Genomic DNA, 13,339 nt, shown 5'->3' on the forward strand with positions numbered 1-13,339 from the left:
CATGGACTTGGATAAGGATCTTTGCAATTTAATCAACTTCAATACTTTTATCCTTTCCCTTAACACAGCTGCCCTTGTGCACCTTGGAGAACTTCCTGATCCCATAACTAACCGTAAGGAGCTAAATCTGACTTTGGCCAGGCATACTATTGAAACCCTGGAGATGCTCAAAGAAAAGACCAAAGGTAATCTTACCCTTGAGGAAGAAAAACTTCTCCAAAGTATTCTCTACGAATTAAAGCTTAAATATGTAAAGATCTGTAGTTAATCCCTATCAAAATTTAATGAAATCCCTATTTTGTTTAGCTCCAGCAAAAATTAATCTTACCCTTCAGGTATTGCGAAAAAGAGAAGACTGCTATCATGAGATTTATAGCCTCTTTCAAAAGGTTTCCCTCTTTGATGAATTAGAGATAGAAAGAGAACGCCCTTCCTTTGAATTGATCTTTGAGTGTGATGAAGAGATTGAGCTTGAAAAGAACCTTCTCTATAAGGCCTGGAGACTATTTAAAAATACCTTTCAAGTAAAGGAAGAGATAAAAATCTGGGTCAAAAAAAGAATTCCCCTTGGAGCAGGTTTAGGGGGAGGAAGTAGTAATGCAGGAACTCTTCTTAAAAACTTAGCCAAACTTTATGAGATTGAGAGAGCAAAACTTTTTCCTATAGCAGTAAGTCTTGGGGCGGATGTTCCATTTTTTCTTGAGGATCTCTTTGCAGCTGAAGCAACTGGCATTGGAGAGATACTTAAACCCTTTCCATCCTTTTCTGTCTATTACCTTCTCCTCTATCCGGGTTTTAAGATTGATACTGCCTGGGCTTATCATACCCTTAACTTGACAAAAGAAAAAAATCCTATTAAATATGAAGCCTCTTTACCCCCCTGGGAGAAAAAAGAGGGACTTTTAAACGATTTTAAAGGGCTACTTTATAAGAAATACCCCCTATACGAAGACCTGGAAAGAGCTTTAAAAGAGGTAGGGGCAAAGGGTGTAAGTATCTCTGGAACGGGTTCTACCCTTTTTGGGGTATTTGAAAAGCTTCCTACCAATGCCTACCTGAGACTAAAAAAATTTTTAAAAGGTGGTAAAATATTTCTTGTTAAGAATTTAAACGGGAGTGGAGGAAATTAAAAATGTTTGTTAATCACTTAAAGATTTTTTCAGGCTCAGCGAACCGTGAGTTATCTGAAAAAATCTGCAGATATTTAGCAACTCCTCTGGGACATAGCACTCTAAAAAGATTTAGCGATGGCGAGCTCTTTGTAGAGATCGATGAAAATGTTAGAGGGGCTGATGTTTTCATTGTTCAGCCAACTTGCACCCCTGTGAATGAAAATTTGATGGAACTTCTTATTATGATTGATGCAGCAAGAAGGGCCTCTGCCCGGCGTATAACCGCGGTTATTCCCTATTATGGCTATGCCAGGCAGGACAGAAAAACTGCCCCCAGAACTCCTATTTCAGCAAAACTTGTGGCAAACCTTATTGTAGTTGCTGGGGCAAGAAGGGTTTTAACTATGGATCTTCATGCCGGGCAGATTCAGGGCTTTTTTGACATTCCTGTTGATCATCTCTATGCCTTACCAGTATTTTTGCAGTATATAAAAGAGCATTTTAAAGGAAATGAGATAGTAATTGTCTCTCCAGATGCTGGGGGAGTTGAAAGGGCAAGAGAGTATGCCAAAAGATTAGAAAGCACCATGGCTATTGTGGATAAAAGAAGGCCCAGGCCTAACGAATCAGAGGTTATGAGTATCATAGGGGATGTAAGGGACAAAATTGCAGTAATTATTGATGATATGGTAGATACGGCTGGAACCATCTGTAAGGCAGCTGAGGCTATTTTAGATAGAGGGGCAAGGGAGGTCTATGCTATTGCCACTCATCCTGTCCTTTCAGGAAAAGCCCTTGAAAGGATTGCCGCTTCTCCACTGAAAGCCCTAATTGTTAGTGATACTATTCCTCTAAGAGAAGAGGCTAAAGTCCTTGATAAAATAAAGGTTTTGAGTGTAGCTAATCTCCTTGGAGAGGCTATAAGAAGGATTCACACCGACGATTCTATAAGTTCACTTTTTATATAAAAATTAAAGAAGGAGTCAACTATCAGAAAATAGGGTAAGTTAAAAATGTTAGCCATGGCAAATCACCTCGGAATTATTAATCCTTTTATTAAAATTTTTACGGGAATAGAATTAAAGTTGTCCCTCATTCCATCCCCCCATGTGGCAAGGGCTTTTAGCTTAAACCTTTTCAATGGGAGTTGAAGGACAAAATTAAGCAAAGGAGACATGCTTATATTATAAACAAAAAAATTGTAGGAGGTTTTTTATGAAGCTGGTAACCTTAAATGCTATGAAAAGGGAAAAGACCGGTAAAGAGACCGCCAAAAAAATGCGTAAAGCTGGGTATATCCCAGCTATTCTTTACGGTAAGGGAGCTCAGCCTCTTCCCTTTGGAGTGAGATATCCAGAATTCGAGAAAGTTTACAGGCGCCATCATGGAGAGACAGTTATCTATACCCTTAACTTTGAAAATGGAGAAAACTTGATGAAACAGGCCATTCTTAAAGAGATCCAGCGGGATCCTGTTACAGATATGTTTATCCACCTTGATTTTCAGGTTATAGAAGAGGATAAACCCATAGAACTCAAGGTACCTCTTGAATTTGTAGGAAAACCCGTTGGAATCACGAAAGGTGGAGTCCTTGAGATACACCTCCATGATATTGTAGTTGAATGTCTGCCTGTGCATATTCCAGATAAGATTACTGTTGATCTAAGTAAATTAGATGTGGGCCAGAGTTTACATGTAAGAGATATCAAAGTCCCTGAAACTATTAAAATTGTTAGTAGCCCTGGAGAGACGGTAGCAACCTTAGTAGCTGAAGAAGAGGAGATTCAAGCCTCTGAATAGGCTTCAGCCTAAAAATTATATTGAGGTATTAAGGTTTTGTGTGGATATATTGCGGACTTGGGAATCCAGGACTTACCTATGAAAAAACACGGCACAACTTTGGCTTTCTTGCGCTTACAGCCTTTGCTACTAAGCACAAGCTCAATTTTCAAATGAATTCGGCCTTAGAGAGTGAGCTTGCCTTTTACAGAGACAAAGCCATACTATTGAAGCCTATGACTTATATGAATCTTTCAGGGAGGGCGGTTAAAAAGGCCTTAAATAAATATGGACTTAGTCCTCAAAATCTTCTTGTTATTTATGATGACCTTGATCTTCCTCTTGGAAGGATGAAACTTTTACCCAAGGGTGGGTCAGGGGGACATCGAGGGGTTCAATCTATTATTTCAGAGCTTCAAACCAAAGAATTTCCAAGATTGAGACTTGGGATTGGACGCCCTGAAAAAGGCGATCCAAGGGATTATGTCCTTTCACCTTTCAGGGAAGAAGAATGGCCAATAGTTGAGAGCGTGCTTGAAAAAGTGGTTTTAGCTCTGGAAGAACTTTTATATCATGGACTTTTAAAAACCATGCATAAAGTAAATTCTGGAGAGTAGGTAATGACTCCTGAAGAAAAATCCCAAAACTTTAGAATTCGGGCAAGAGAGTTTTTTATCAAGTTGGAAGAGTATCTCTATTATCTCGTAGCTATAGGGCTGATTATAGGTTTTGGCATTGTTATGATAGATGGTTTAGTCATTCTTATCAATTTATACAATACCGCTAATTTTACAGAGGGAGCCATTAAGTTTTTAGATAAAATACTTGTTTCTCTGATATTTCTGGAGATTTTCTATACAGTTTTAGTTGCCATTTTAGAGGAAAGTGCTGTAAAGTGTGTTGAACCCTTTATTTTGGTTGCTATTACTGCCCTGGTTAGAAGATTATTAATTCTTTCTTTTGAGCTCTCCCATCCCACTATCTTTTCTACAGAGAGAATGAAGTATTATCTTATTGAGATGGCCCTGGTTGGGATATTGATTTTAATGCTTATCTTTAGTCTTATTCTCTTTAGAAGGAGTAAGAGATAATGGAACACCCTGAAAAAATTTTAGTTCTTGATTTTGGCTCTCAGACTACCCAGCTTATCGCCAGAAGAATCAGGGAACTTTCTGTTTATAGTGAGATAAAGGCCTGCTTTGTAAGTCTAAAAGAGATTAAAGACTTTCAGCCCAAGGGAATTATCTTATCTGGTGGACCAGCCAGTGTATATGATGAAGATTCTCCCAAGGTTGATCCAGCCCTTTTTGATCTCGGAATTCCTGTGTTGGGGATTTGTTATGGTGCTCAGCTTATGAGCTATCTCCTGGGGGGAAGAGTAGAAAGAAGTCTCAAAAGGGAATTTGGTTTTGCAGAAATAGAGCTTTTAAAGGACTCTCCCTTTTTTAAAGGACTCAGTCTTGACCAGAAATATCAAGTCTGGATGAGCCACAGTGATAGAGTAGAAGCCCTGCCCCCAGGCTTTGTTGCAATTGCCAGAACTAATAATTCTCCCTACGCAGCCTTTACCCACGAAGAAAAGCCCCTTTTTGCTGTTCAGTTTCATCCAGAGGTTGTTCATACAGAAATTGGAAAGGATCTTCTGAGGAATTTTGTCTTTGAGATATGTGGTTGTAGTCAAACCTGGACAATGCCCTCCTTTATTGAAAAAACTGTTGAGGAGATATCTATAAAAATAAAGCCTGAAGAAAAGGTCATCTGTGCCCTCTCCGGAGGTATAGACTCAACAGTTACAGCCCTTCTTGTGCATAGAGCCATAGGAGATAGGTTAATTTCCGTTTTTGTTAATAATGGTCTTTTGAGGAAGGGAGAGGCAGAAGAGGTCCTTGCTCTTATGGAAGGCTTGGGTCTAAAACCTGTCTATGTGGATGCAAGTTCGCTCTTTTTGGAAAGATTAAAGGGTGTTGTTGATCCAGAGTTAAAGAGAAAAATCATTGGTGAGACCTTTATTGAGGTCTTTGAAAAAAAGGCACAAGAATTTAAGGGGGTTAAATATCTTGCTCAGGGGACTCTTTATCCAGATGTGATTGAATCCTGCTCCTTTAGAGGACCTTCCGCAAGAATTAAGAGCCATCACAATGTGGGAGGTCTTCCAGAAAAAATGCAGCTTAAGCTCATTGAACCCTTAAGGGAGCTTTTTAAAGATGAGGTAAGAAAGATTGCTGAGCTCCTGGGTCTTCCAAAGAAGATTATCTGGAGACAGCCTTTCCCTGGACCAGGACTTGCAGTAAGAATCTTAGGAGAGGTGACCACAGACAAGCTTGCTATTCTCAGAGAGGCTGATGCTATTGTTATAGAGGAGATGCTTGCCTCTAACTGGTATTATAAAGTTTGGCAGAGTTTTGCTGTCCTTCTTCCCGTAAGAACAGTTGGTGTTATGGGAGATGCGAGAACCTATGATTATGTAATAGCTATAAGGGTAGTTGAAAGTCAAGATGCTATGACAGCTGACTGGGTAAGGCTTCCTTATGACCTCCTTGCCCGTATTTCAAATCGTATCATTAATGAGGTAGCCGGAGTAAATAGGGTAGTTTATGATATATCTTCCAAACCTCCAGCAACTATTGAATGGGAATAAATTGGAGAAGAAGGCTCTTTCACATAATCGCATCTCTTTTCTTTTTTGCTCTTTCAAAGCTCCTGAATAAAACTTCTTTTCAGATCTTTCTTTTCTTTTCAGGAGGTTTACTTTTCCTCTGGGAAACTTTACGCCTTAAATTTCCGGAGAGGGTTCCTTTTAAAGGTCTCTGGATAGGGCTCCTTAAAGAAAGAGAAAAAAGGGAACTGAGTGATGCCTCCTTTTTTATTTTAGGGATTTTCATTAGCTCTTTATTAGTTTCAGAAGTATATCTTGGAGTTTGTATTCTCATCCTGGGTATTTCTGATCCTTTAGCTGGAATAGCTGGTAGCTATTGCCCAAAGGGGCCCTTTATAAAAGGTAAAACCCTTGTGGGAAGCTTGGTTTTCTTTTTTTCCTCTCTTGGAATTACCCTTTATTTTCTTGAATTTCCCTTGATAACTCTTTTGGGACTTGTCCTATTTTTAAGCCTGATTGAGCTTTTTACCAAACGGGATAATTTCTGGATACCTGTAGCCTATTCAATTTATCTGAGGCTATTCTTGACAAGGTGAGGACTATAGATTATATTTATAGCATATTTGGGCCGCTAACTCAGACGGTAGAGTACCAGCCTTTTAAGCTGGGAGTCGCAGGTTCGAGTCCTGCGCGGCCCATGGTGGAAAAGCTGCCCCCATCGTCTAGCCAGGTCCAGGACATCGGCCTTTCACGCCGGCGACAGGGGTTCGAATCCCCTTGGGGGCGCTTCTTTTGAAAATGTAAAAGGAGGATTTTTTGGCATGGCCAGGCATAAAAAGATCGAGAGAATGAAAGAGATTGAGAGGCGGAGGAGAAGAAGGGAAAAACTTTCTAAACTTCGTGCTAAAGGTCTCTTCCCAAGGCCTGAGGGCTATGATCCCACTATTTATTCCTATGTGGCTTATGCAGTTGCTAAGGGTATTATGACCCTTGAGCAGGCCTTAGCTCGCTTAGAAAAGGCTAAGCTTTCATAAAGCCTTACAAAAGGATGTCTCAGAAACCCCGCTTAGGAAGCGGGGTTTTCTTTTATGAACCCCCTCTTAAAAGTTAAAGGGCTCTCCAAAAGCTTTGGAGAAAAGGTAGTTCTGAGGGATATATCCTTTGAGGTTAATCCCAAAGATATTCTGGGTATAATAGGTCCAAATGGGGCAGGTAAAAGTTCCCTTCTCTACCTTCTACTGGGAATCATAACTCCAGACCAAGGTGAGATCCTTTATTTTGGAAAGGACTTTTTTAAAGAAAGAAGCCTTCTTTTAGAAAAGGTTGGATTTGCTTCTCATTATGTAAGTCTTCCCTTTTCTCTATCAGTAAAAGAAAATCTTCGCATTTTTGGGCACCTTTATGGGGTAAAGGCTTCAGAGAGAAGGATTGATGAGCTCCTTGAGCTCTTCAAATTAAAAGAAAAGGCAGATGCCCTTACAAGAACCCTCTCATCAGGAGAGATGATGCGTCTTAACTTAGTAAGGGCTAATCTTTCAGCTCCTAAGATTTTACTTCTTGACGAACCTACAGCAGGCCTTGATCCGGAATATATTAGATATGTTGCTAAGGTATTAAAAGATAAGGCTCAAAAAGAGGAATTAGCCATTATTCTCACTTCTCATCAATTAGGAGAGCTTGAAAGGATGGTAAATAAACTCCTTCTGTTAAAGGAAGGACAAGTGATTGGATATGGAAGTGTGGATAAACTTTTTCAAAGATTTGAGGTAACCGATCTTGAGGAATTATATTTCAAGGTCTTTGGAGATGTCAGGACTTAAATTTAGACGAGTCTGGGGAATACTTTTAAGACATCTTTATCTGCTTAAGCACTCTTTTAGTCGCTGGCTTGATCTTCTATACTGGCCTACAGTTGATCTCCTTCTCTGGGGATTTATAACCCTATACCTTCAAAGGGAATCCCAAACTGGCATTAGCTTAGCCTCTCTATTTCTCGGAGCTCTTATTTTTTGGAATATTTTGATTAGAGCTCAACAGGGGCTTGCAGTAGGGTTCCTTGAAGATATCTGGGCAAGAAATCTTCTTCATCTTTTTGTTTCTCCCTTGAAGGTTTCAGAATACATTTTAGGCCTTTTTCTTTATAGCCTTTTTAAGGCTGTTCTTGCCTCGGGGGTGATGAGTCTCCTTTCCATTTTTCTCTTTCACTTTAATTTTTTCTCTCAGGGTCTTTATGTCTTTTACCTTACCTTTGGGCTTATTCTTTTTGCCTGGGCAATCGGCCTCTTAACCATTGCCTTTATTCTATATTTTGGTCAGGAAGCTGAAATTCTGGCCTGGGCTCTTGCCCTCTTCTTTTTGCCCTTTTCAGCAGTCTTTTATCCAGTTTCTGCTCTACCCCCTTTTTTTCAAAAAATTGCCTCCTTTGTCCCGGCTTCATACTTTTTTGAGAGTTTTCGGTTTCTTATGCTCAAGGCTCAAACCTCCTTTTCAATGCTTATAAAGGGTTATCTCCTCACCATTATCTATCTCCTTTTAAGTTCTTTTGTCTTCATCCTCTCCTTTAAAAAGGCCCAATCTCAGGGAAAGCTTATTAAAATTGGTGAATAAAAAACCCTTCTACCTTGTTTTTTTAGAGAGATTGGTTATTTTTAAAAGCTAATTATGAAGGATGGAAAAATTATACCTCAGGAAAAAATAAGAAACTTTAGTATCATTGCCCATATTGATCACGGGAAATCTACCTTAGCAGACCGTCTTCTTGAAATTACAGGAGCAGTCTCAGAAAGAGAGATGCGAGAGCAATACTTAGATAGGCTTGACTTAGAAAGGGAAAGGGGCATTACTATTAAAGCTCAGGCGGTAAGACTTTATTATGAAAGAAAAAAAGGCGAGGTTTATCAATTAAATCTCATAGATACTCCTGGACATGTGGATTTCAGTTATGAAGTTTCAAGGGCTCTTTCTGCCTGTGAGGGAGCACTTCTGGTAGTGGATGCCTCTCAAGGGGTTGAGGCTCAGACTCTGGCTAATGTATATTTAGCCCTTGAAAATAATTTAGAGATTATTCCAGTTATAAATAAGATAGATCTACCTCAGGCAGATGTTGAAAAAACAAAAAGGGAGATAGAGGAGATAATTGGGCTTCCAGCTGAGGATGCCCTTCTTGTTAGTGCCAAACAGGGAATTGGGATTAAGGAAGTCTTAGAGGCAATTGTGGAGAAAATTCCACCTCCTAAGGGAGAGAGGGACGCGCCCCTTAGGGCTTTAGTCTTTGATTCCTGGTATGATTCCTATTTGGGTGTAGTAGTCTTAGTAAGAATAGTTGAGGGAAAACTCTATCCAGGTCAAAAGATCAGGTTTCTTTCAACAGGGAAGACCTTTGAAGTCACTAAAGTAGGTGTTTTTGCACCTGAGGCTACCACTCTTGATGCCCTATATGCTGGAGAAGTTGGTTTTATAGCCGCAAGCATAAAAGAGGTAAGAGATGCCAAAATTGGAGATACCATTACTGAAGCTTCTGCCCAGGTTGAAGCACTTCCAGGATTTAAGGAGATAAAGCCCGTTGTTTTTGCAGGTATCTTCCCAGTTGATAGTGATGATTTTCCTGAATTAAAGGAGGCCATAGAGAAACTCTGGTTGAATGATCCAGCTTTTTCTTATGAGGTTGAGACTTCAGCAGCCCTTGGTTTTGGATTTAGATGTGGATTTCAGGGGCTCCTGCATATGGAGATTGTTCAAGAAAGATTAGAACGGGAATTTAAGCTCAATCTCATTTCAACCGCGCCCTCGGTTAAATACCGGGTAAGATTAAGGAATGGTAAAGAGCTTGAGATTGAGAATCCTGCAGAATGGCCTGATCCCGGCACCATAGAGGAGGTTCTTGAGCCTTATATTCAGGCAGAAATTTATACTCCTAAGGAGTATCTGGGAGCCCTTATCAATCTCTGTGAAGAAAAAAGGGGGATTCAAAAAGAAATCAAATATCTTACTCCTGAGCGCATTGTTCTCATTTATGAGTTACCCTTTAGTGAAGTGGTGATGGACTTTTACGACAAACTCAAGAGCCTTTCTCGGGGATATGCCTCTTTAGACTATCAGTTTATAGGCTATAGACCCTCAGATCTTGTCAAGATGGATATCCTTATTAATAAACAACCAGTTGATGCTTTATCTCTAATAGTGCACAGGGAAAAGGCCTATTACCGCGGGAGAGACCTTGTGAGCAAGCTTAAAGAGGTCATTCCCAGACAACTTTTTGAGGTGATTATTCAGGCTGCTATCGGAAGTAAAATTATAGCCAGAGAAAGAATTGCGCCCTTGAGAAAGGATGTCCTTGCCAAGTGTTATGGTGGGGATGTTACCAGAAAAAAGAAACTCCTTGAAAAGCAAAAGGAGGGAAAAAAGAGGCTTAAATCCATCGGGCAAGTGGAGATACCTCAAGAGGCCTTTCTTGCAGTGCTAAAAATCTGATATTGAAAAGGAGTTAAAAATGACTCAGGGAAAAATTGCCGAATGGGTGAAAAGCATTATTATTGCCCTTGTTTTAGCCCTTTTTATTCGGGCCTTTTTTGTGCAAGCCTATAAGATACCCTCAGGGTCTATGATCCCTACGCTTCTTGTAGGAGATTATCTTCTGGTGAATAAGATCGTCTTTGGAATAAGAAATCCTATTAAAGATGATTTTCTTTATCGCTGGAAGATGCCTGAGCGTCAGGAGATTGTAGTCTTCACTTACCCAGTAGATAAAAAACTTGATTTTATCAAAAGGGTTATCGGTTTACCAGGAGATACTGTTGAAATTGTGAATAAAAAGGTCTTTGTTAATGGTAAACCTTTAAAGGAGCCCTATGTTCAATATACGGACAAAGAGGTCTATCCAAAGGAGATCAGCCCCAGAGATAACTTTGGCCCGGTAAAGGTTCCTGAGGGGCAAATTTTTGTCCTGGGAGATAATCGAGATCAAAGCTATGATAGCCGATTTTGGGGATTTGTTCCTCTTCACTCACTTAAAGGCAAGGCCCTAATTATTTACTTTTCCTGGGACTCTGAAAATGGTGGCATTCGTTTTAAAAGGCTTGGAAAACTCATTAATTAAGGGGCTTATTTAGCAATCATAGCTCGCATAAGATCAGCTGAATTTTCCGCATGGTGAGAAATATCACAGATTAAATCTATGAGCTTAAGGGTATAGAAAAGCTGGAGGGGATCTTGAATTATCTCAAAGGCCAATTTTTTCACCTGATTTCCCATCTCCTCAGTTAAAAATTCTTGATACCGGATCTGGCGGATTAACTCCTTGGCCCTTGTTCTTGAATTTTCGTCCCAGTTGACTAAAAAATCCTGGGCATAGCGGATCATCTCCTCTAAAAAAGTAAGAGGTTCTAAACTCTGATTCAGGAGGGCTTCAATCTTTTCAGAGACCATCGGGGGAAAAGTAATGTCCTTAAAGGAAAGCCAGGTAAGGATACCCTCTGCAGAATCTGCAATGGCATCTTGTTCTTTCAGATAAAGAAAAAGTTCAAATTTTTCAACGGGAAGGATTAACCCCTTTGGAAGGTGCCCTCTGATATTGGTTTTAATTTTATCAGCTTCTTTTTCAATATCCGTTATGTGTTTTACAATCTCTTCAAGCCTTGGTTTATCCTTTTTTAGATAGGCCTCAAGGGCTAAGGGGAGCCTTTCCATACACTCAAGCACAAGTCTTGCATGCTTAAGGAGATAATCAAAAACAGGCAGTTCCCTTGAGAGAAGCTCTCTTACAGGAGGAAACTTTTCTTTTTCCATCTTGGGCATTTTGCCTTCAGATGTGAAAATAACTGCTTCAGCAATATTACAGGCAAGATCTGCAACCCTTTCCAGATTTTCCACTACAACAATATATTCAATACCAGCATCAGTAAGAATAGGATCACTTTTCATGCATTCCTTTATCTGAGATATGTAATCTTTTTTGAATTGATCCACAATATCATCATGGGCAATCACTTTTTTGGCTTTTGAGGTATCCTCAGAAAGAAAGGCATTGATGGCAGATTCAAGCATAAAAAGGGCCTCTTTAGCCATATTCATAATGTTAATTTTGCACCTGATTAAAAGGTGGTCTTTATACTGAATTAGATTGGGAATTCTTTCCGCAATATTGACTGCTTGATCCCCGAGGCGTTCAAGGTTTCTGGCTATATCTATGGAACTAACGATAAATCTCAAATCCTTAGCAACAGGTTGTTGAAGAGCAATTATCTCAAGGGCTGTAAGAGTTACCATGTGCTCATAGTAATCTATTTGATCATCATATTTGATGACCCGTTCAGCTGAGTCCATTTCAAGTTTTTCAAAAGAAAGCATAGCCCCACTAATCATCTCATTTACAGCCTTGGCCATGTCAAGTAAAAGATTTTTTAAAATTTGAAGATCTCTTTCTAAGGCAATTCTAACCATAAGCCTCTCCTTTTAATAATTTATAAATACTGCAAATAGAAGATTCTTTTTATTTTATCCATTTTCTGGCACCTGGTCAATTCCCAAAATTTGTTCTGGCTCCTTAAGATTGTAAGCCCGGAAGTTCATTTTTCTGAGCTTAAGGGTAAAAAGATAACTTAGCCTTCCAGAATAACAGAAGAAAAGAAGATTTTTTTCTCTAAAGGGGCGAAAGGTTTTAAAAAGGTCTTTTTCATTTTCCAGAAGAGAAGGCGATATCCATTTTGCAGAGGGCAAAGTGCCTTTAAGGTAATCCTCCTTTTCCCGAACATCAAAGACCATCCATTTTTGTCTTTCGGAAGACTCTTCAATTTTTTGCCACTTAGCAAGGGATAACTCAAGAGTTTTATCTTCAATTCTTGAGAGAAGATTTACCCTCCGACAAAAGCCACAGATTCCATGGACAGAAGCTGTAGGTTCTCCGCAAACCTTACAGGGAACTAAGGTGCTCTCTTCAAAGTTTTCTCTTAAAAGGGGAATAAATCCCTTTAAAAAGACTGAAAGGAGTTGGTATTTAAAGGTGCGATTTTCTTTTTCTAACTCTTCCAGAATTCCCTTTATTTTTTTTGAAGGGGTAATTTCACCATGGGGGCAGGCACATCCTTCAAGAGGAAGCTCATTTAATACCGCATAAAAAAATATCTCCCTTTCTGGAATTTGATAAAGGGGTTTAATTTTTTTAGCTTGGCCCTCAAAGAGGGGGAGATTAACTGGAACAAGTCTTTTGATGGAGATAAAATCTCCATTAAAAAAGAGGGTAAGATAGGTAGAAAGGAGATCGTCTAAATGATGCCCTGTAGCAATTACGGTTAAACCAAGTTCTCTGGCAACCTTGGAAAAAAGATATCTCTTGATTGTGCCACAAACTGAACAGATTTTATCTTTAAAGGAGGTAAAGACAAAATCATCTATGGAAAAGCCTTTTTCCGCCTTAAGGTCATAGACAAATAGAGGGATAGATAGGCTTTCACAGAGTTCTTCAACGGCTTTTTGAGCAAAGTCAGAATAATATCTTATACCAAGATTGAGATAAAGGCCTTGAAAAGAAATTTCTGGAAAGGTTTTTTTAAGTAGATGAGCCAAGGTTGCACTATCCTTTCCCCCTGAAAGGAGAATCCCTACCCTATCCTCAGGCCCAAACATCCTGTATTTTTTAACAGCCTCGCTGAGTCTTCTTTGCTGAATTTTACTGAAGCAGTTTTTGCAAAGTTTAAGATTCTGAGTAGTGAGGGTAACTACAGGCACCTCAGACTTACATAATTTGCAGAGCTTACCAAGAGGTTTTATTTCAAATTCAAATTTTTCTGCACCACACTTGAGATACTGCATAATACAAACTTAATCAGCATAACTTTTAAAGTCAATAGATTTTGAA

General features: G+C 39.4%; 15 protein-coding genes and 2 tRNA genes. 15 read left to right on the forward strand and 2 right to left on the reverse strand.

Annotated features, from left to right (window positions below):
* The first annotated feature begins 1 nt into the window (after position 1).
* The 15 genes from THC_RS04065 (at position 2) to lepB (ending at position 10,582) form a co-directional block, all read left to right on the forward strand.
* The gene (locus THC_RS04065; protein WP_068513709.1) at positions 2 to 268 is read left to right on the forward strand and encodes a DUF1844 domain-containing protein; all 267 of its coding nucleotides are present in this window, start codon (positions 2 to 4) and stop codon (positions 266 to 268) included.
* A 16-nt stretch (positions 269 to 284) separates the two neighbouring features.
* Positions 285 to 1,130, forward strand: a complete 846-nt coding sequence (gene ispE / locus THC_RS04070; protein ID WP_068513711.1) for a 4-(cytidine 5'-diphospho)-2-C-methyl-D-erythritol kinase — start codon at positions 285 to 287, stop codon at positions 1,128 to 1,130.
* Positions 1,131 to 1,132: 2 nt separating this feature from the next.
* Positions 1,133 to 2,080, forward strand: a complete 948-nt coding sequence (locus THC_RS04075; protein WP_068513713.1) for a ribose-phosphate pyrophosphokinase — start codon at positions 1,133 to 1,135, stop codon at positions 2,078 to 2,080.
* 247 nt (positions 2,081 to 2,327) lie between these two features.
* Positions 2,328 to 2,912: a 50S ribosomal protein L25 gene (locus THC_RS04080; protein ID WP_068513716.1), complete on the forward strand. Its 585-nt coding sequence runs from the start codon at positions 2,328 to 2,330 to the stop codon at positions 2,910 to 2,912.
* Positions 2,913 to 2,950: 38 nt separating this feature from the next.
* A complete protein-coding gene (gene pth, locus THC_RS04085; RefSeq protein WP_068513718.1) occupies positions 2,951 to 3,508 on the forward strand; it encodes an aminoacyl-tRNA hydrolase in 558 nt (185 codons plus the stop codon).
* A 3-nt stretch (positions 3,509 to 3,511) separates the two neighbouring features.
* Positions 3,512 to 3,982: a phosphate-starvation-inducible PsiE family protein gene (locus THC_RS04090; RefSeq protein ID WP_068513721.1), complete on the forward strand. Its 471-nt coding sequence runs from the start codon at positions 3,512 to 3,514 to the stop codon at positions 3,980 to 3,982.
* Positions 3,982 to 5,529, forward strand: coding sequence for a glutamine-hydrolyzing GMP synthase (gene guaA / locus THC_RS04095; protein ID WP_068513724.1), 1,548 nt, complete (start codon positions 3,982 to 3,984; stop codon positions 5,527 to 5,529). The genes THC_RS04090 and guaA overlap by 1 nt, the downstream gene beginning before the upstream one ends.
* Positions 5,520 to 6,083: a diacylglycerol/polyprenol kinase family protein gene (locus THC_RS04100; RefSeq protein WP_068513727.1), complete on the forward strand. Its 564-nt coding sequence runs from the start codon at positions 5,520 to 5,522 to the stop codon at positions 6,081 to 6,083. Before guaA ends, THC_RS04100 begins: the two co-directional genes overlap by 10 nt.
* Positions 6,084 to 6,112: 29 nt before the next feature.
* Positions 6,113 to 6,185 (forward strand) — tRNA-Lys (locus THC_RS04105).
* 13 nt (positions 6,186 to 6,198) lie between these two features.
* Positions 6,199 to 6,273: transfer RNA gene (locus tag THC_RS04110), tRNA-Glu, on the forward strand.
* A gap of 35 nt (positions 6,274 to 6,308) precedes the next feature.
* Positions 6,309 to 6,521, forward strand: a complete 213-nt coding sequence (locus THC_RS04115; RefSeq protein WP_068513729.1) for a hypothetical protein — start codon at positions 6,309 to 6,311, stop codon at positions 6,519 to 6,521.
* Positions 6,522 to 6,575: 54 nt separating this feature from the next.
* Positions 6,576 to 7,307 (forward strand): ABC transporter ATP-binding protein, encoded by a 732-nt coding sequence (locus THC_RS04120; protein WP_068513733.1) that lies wholly within the window; start codon positions 6,576 to 6,578, stop codon positions 7,305 to 7,307.
* Positions 7,294 to 8,094: an ABC transporter permease gene (locus THC_RS04125; RefSeq protein WP_068513735.1), complete on the forward strand. Its 801-nt coding sequence runs from the start codon at positions 7,294 to 7,296 to the stop codon at positions 8,092 to 8,094. Before THC_RS04120 ends, THC_RS04125 begins: the two co-directional genes overlap by 14 nt.
* A 54-nt stretch (positions 8,095 to 8,148) precedes the next feature.
* Complete coding sequence (gene lepA, locus THC_RS04130) at positions 8,149 to 9,957, forward strand: translation elongation factor 4 (protein WP_068513738.1); 1,809 nt, start codon at positions 8,149 to 8,151, stop codon at positions 9,955 to 9,957.
* A gap of 19 nt (positions 9,958 to 9,976) precedes the next feature.
* Positions 9,977 to 10,582 (forward strand): signal peptidase I, encoded by a 606-nt coding sequence (gene lepB, locus THC_RS04135; RefSeq protein WP_068513741.1) that lies wholly within the window; start codon positions 9,977 to 9,979, stop codon positions 10,580 to 10,582.
* Positions 10,583 to 10,587: 5 nt separating this feature from the next.
* Here lepB and phoU read toward each other — a convergent pair whose 3' ends face one another.
* Together phoU and THC_RS04145 are read right to left on the reverse strand one after the other, a co-directional pair.
* Positions 10,588 to 11,925 carry a phosphate signaling complex protein PhoU gene (phoU, locus tag THC_RS04140; RefSeq protein WP_068513745.1) on the reverse strand — a complete coding sequence of 446 codons (1,338 nt, stop codon included), beginning with the start codon at positions 11,923 to 11,925 and terminating at the stop codon, positions 10,588 to 10,590.
* 54 nt (positions 11,926 to 11,979) lie between these two features.
* Positions 11,980 to 13,293 (reverse strand): TIGR00269 family protein, encoded by a 1,314-nt coding sequence (locus THC_RS04145; RefSeq protein ID WP_068513748.1) that lies wholly within the window; start codon positions 13,291 to 13,293, stop codon positions 11,980 to 11,982.
* Positions 13,294 to 13,339 lie beyond the last annotated feature (46 nt).

The sequence above is a fragment of the Caldimicrobium thiodismutans genome (assembly GCF_001548275.1).
In the GTDB taxonomy this organism is placed as follows: Bacteria; Desulfobacterota; Thermodesulfobacteria; order Thermodesulfobacteriales; family Thermodesulfobacteriaceae; genus Caldimicrobium; species Caldimicrobium thiodismutans.

Bases quoted from the DNA above. Each gene is read 5' to 3' on its own strand.
- THC_RS04100 (WP_068513727.1), top strand. From the start codon at position 5,520: ATGGGAATAAATTGGAGAAGAAGGCTCTTTCACATAATCGCATCTCTT.
- lepA (WP_068513738.1), top strand. From the start codon at position 8,149: ATGAAGGATGGAAAAATTATACCTCAGGAAAAAATAAGAAACTTTAGT.
- THC_RS04120 (WP_068513733.1), top strand. From the start codon at position 6,576: ATGAACCCCCTCTTAAAAGTTAAAGGGCTCTCCAAAAGCTTTGGAGAA.
- THC_RS04065 (WP_068513709.1), top strand. From the start codon at position 2: ATGGACTTGGATAAGGATCTTTGCAATTTAATCAACTTCAATACTTTT.
- phoU (WP_068513745.1), bottom strand. From the start codon at position 11,925: ATGGTTAGAATTGCCTTAGAAAGAGATCTTCAAATTTTAAAAAATCTT.
- THC_RS04075 (WP_068513713.1), top strand. From the start codon at position 1,133: ATGTTTGTTAATCACTTAAAGATTTTTTCAGGCTCAGCGAACCGTGAG.
- THC_RS04115 (WP_068513729.1), top strand. From the start codon at position 6,309: ATGGCCAGGCATAAAAAGATCGAGAGAATGAAAGAGATTGAGAGGCGG.
- guaA (WP_068513724.1), top strand. From the start codon at position 3,982: ATGGAACACCCTGAAAAAATTTTAGTTCTTGATTTTGGCTCTCAGACT.
- THC_RS04125 (WP_068513735.1), top strand. From the start codon at position 7,294: ATGTCAGGACTTAAATTTAGACGAGTCTGGGGAATACTTTTAAGACAT.
- lepB (WP_068513741.1), top strand. From the start codon at position 9,977: ATGACTCAGGGAAAAATTGCCGAATGGGTGAAAAGCATTATTATTGCC.
- ispE (WP_068513711.1), top strand. From the start codon at position 285: ATGAAATCCCTATTTTGTTTAGCTCCAGCAAAAATTAATCTTACCCTT.
- THC_RS04090 (WP_068513721.1), top strand. From the start codon at position 3,512: ATGACTCCTGAAGAAAAATCCCAAAACTTTAGAATTCGGGCAAGAGAG.
- THC_RS04145 (WP_068513748.1), bottom strand. From the start codon at position 13,293: ATGCAGTATCTCAAGTGTGGTGCAGAAAAATTTGAATTTGAAATAAAA.
- THC_RS04080 (WP_068513716.1), top strand. From the start codon at position 2,328: ATGAAGCTGGTAACCTTAAATGCTATGAAAAGGGAAAAGACCGGTAAA.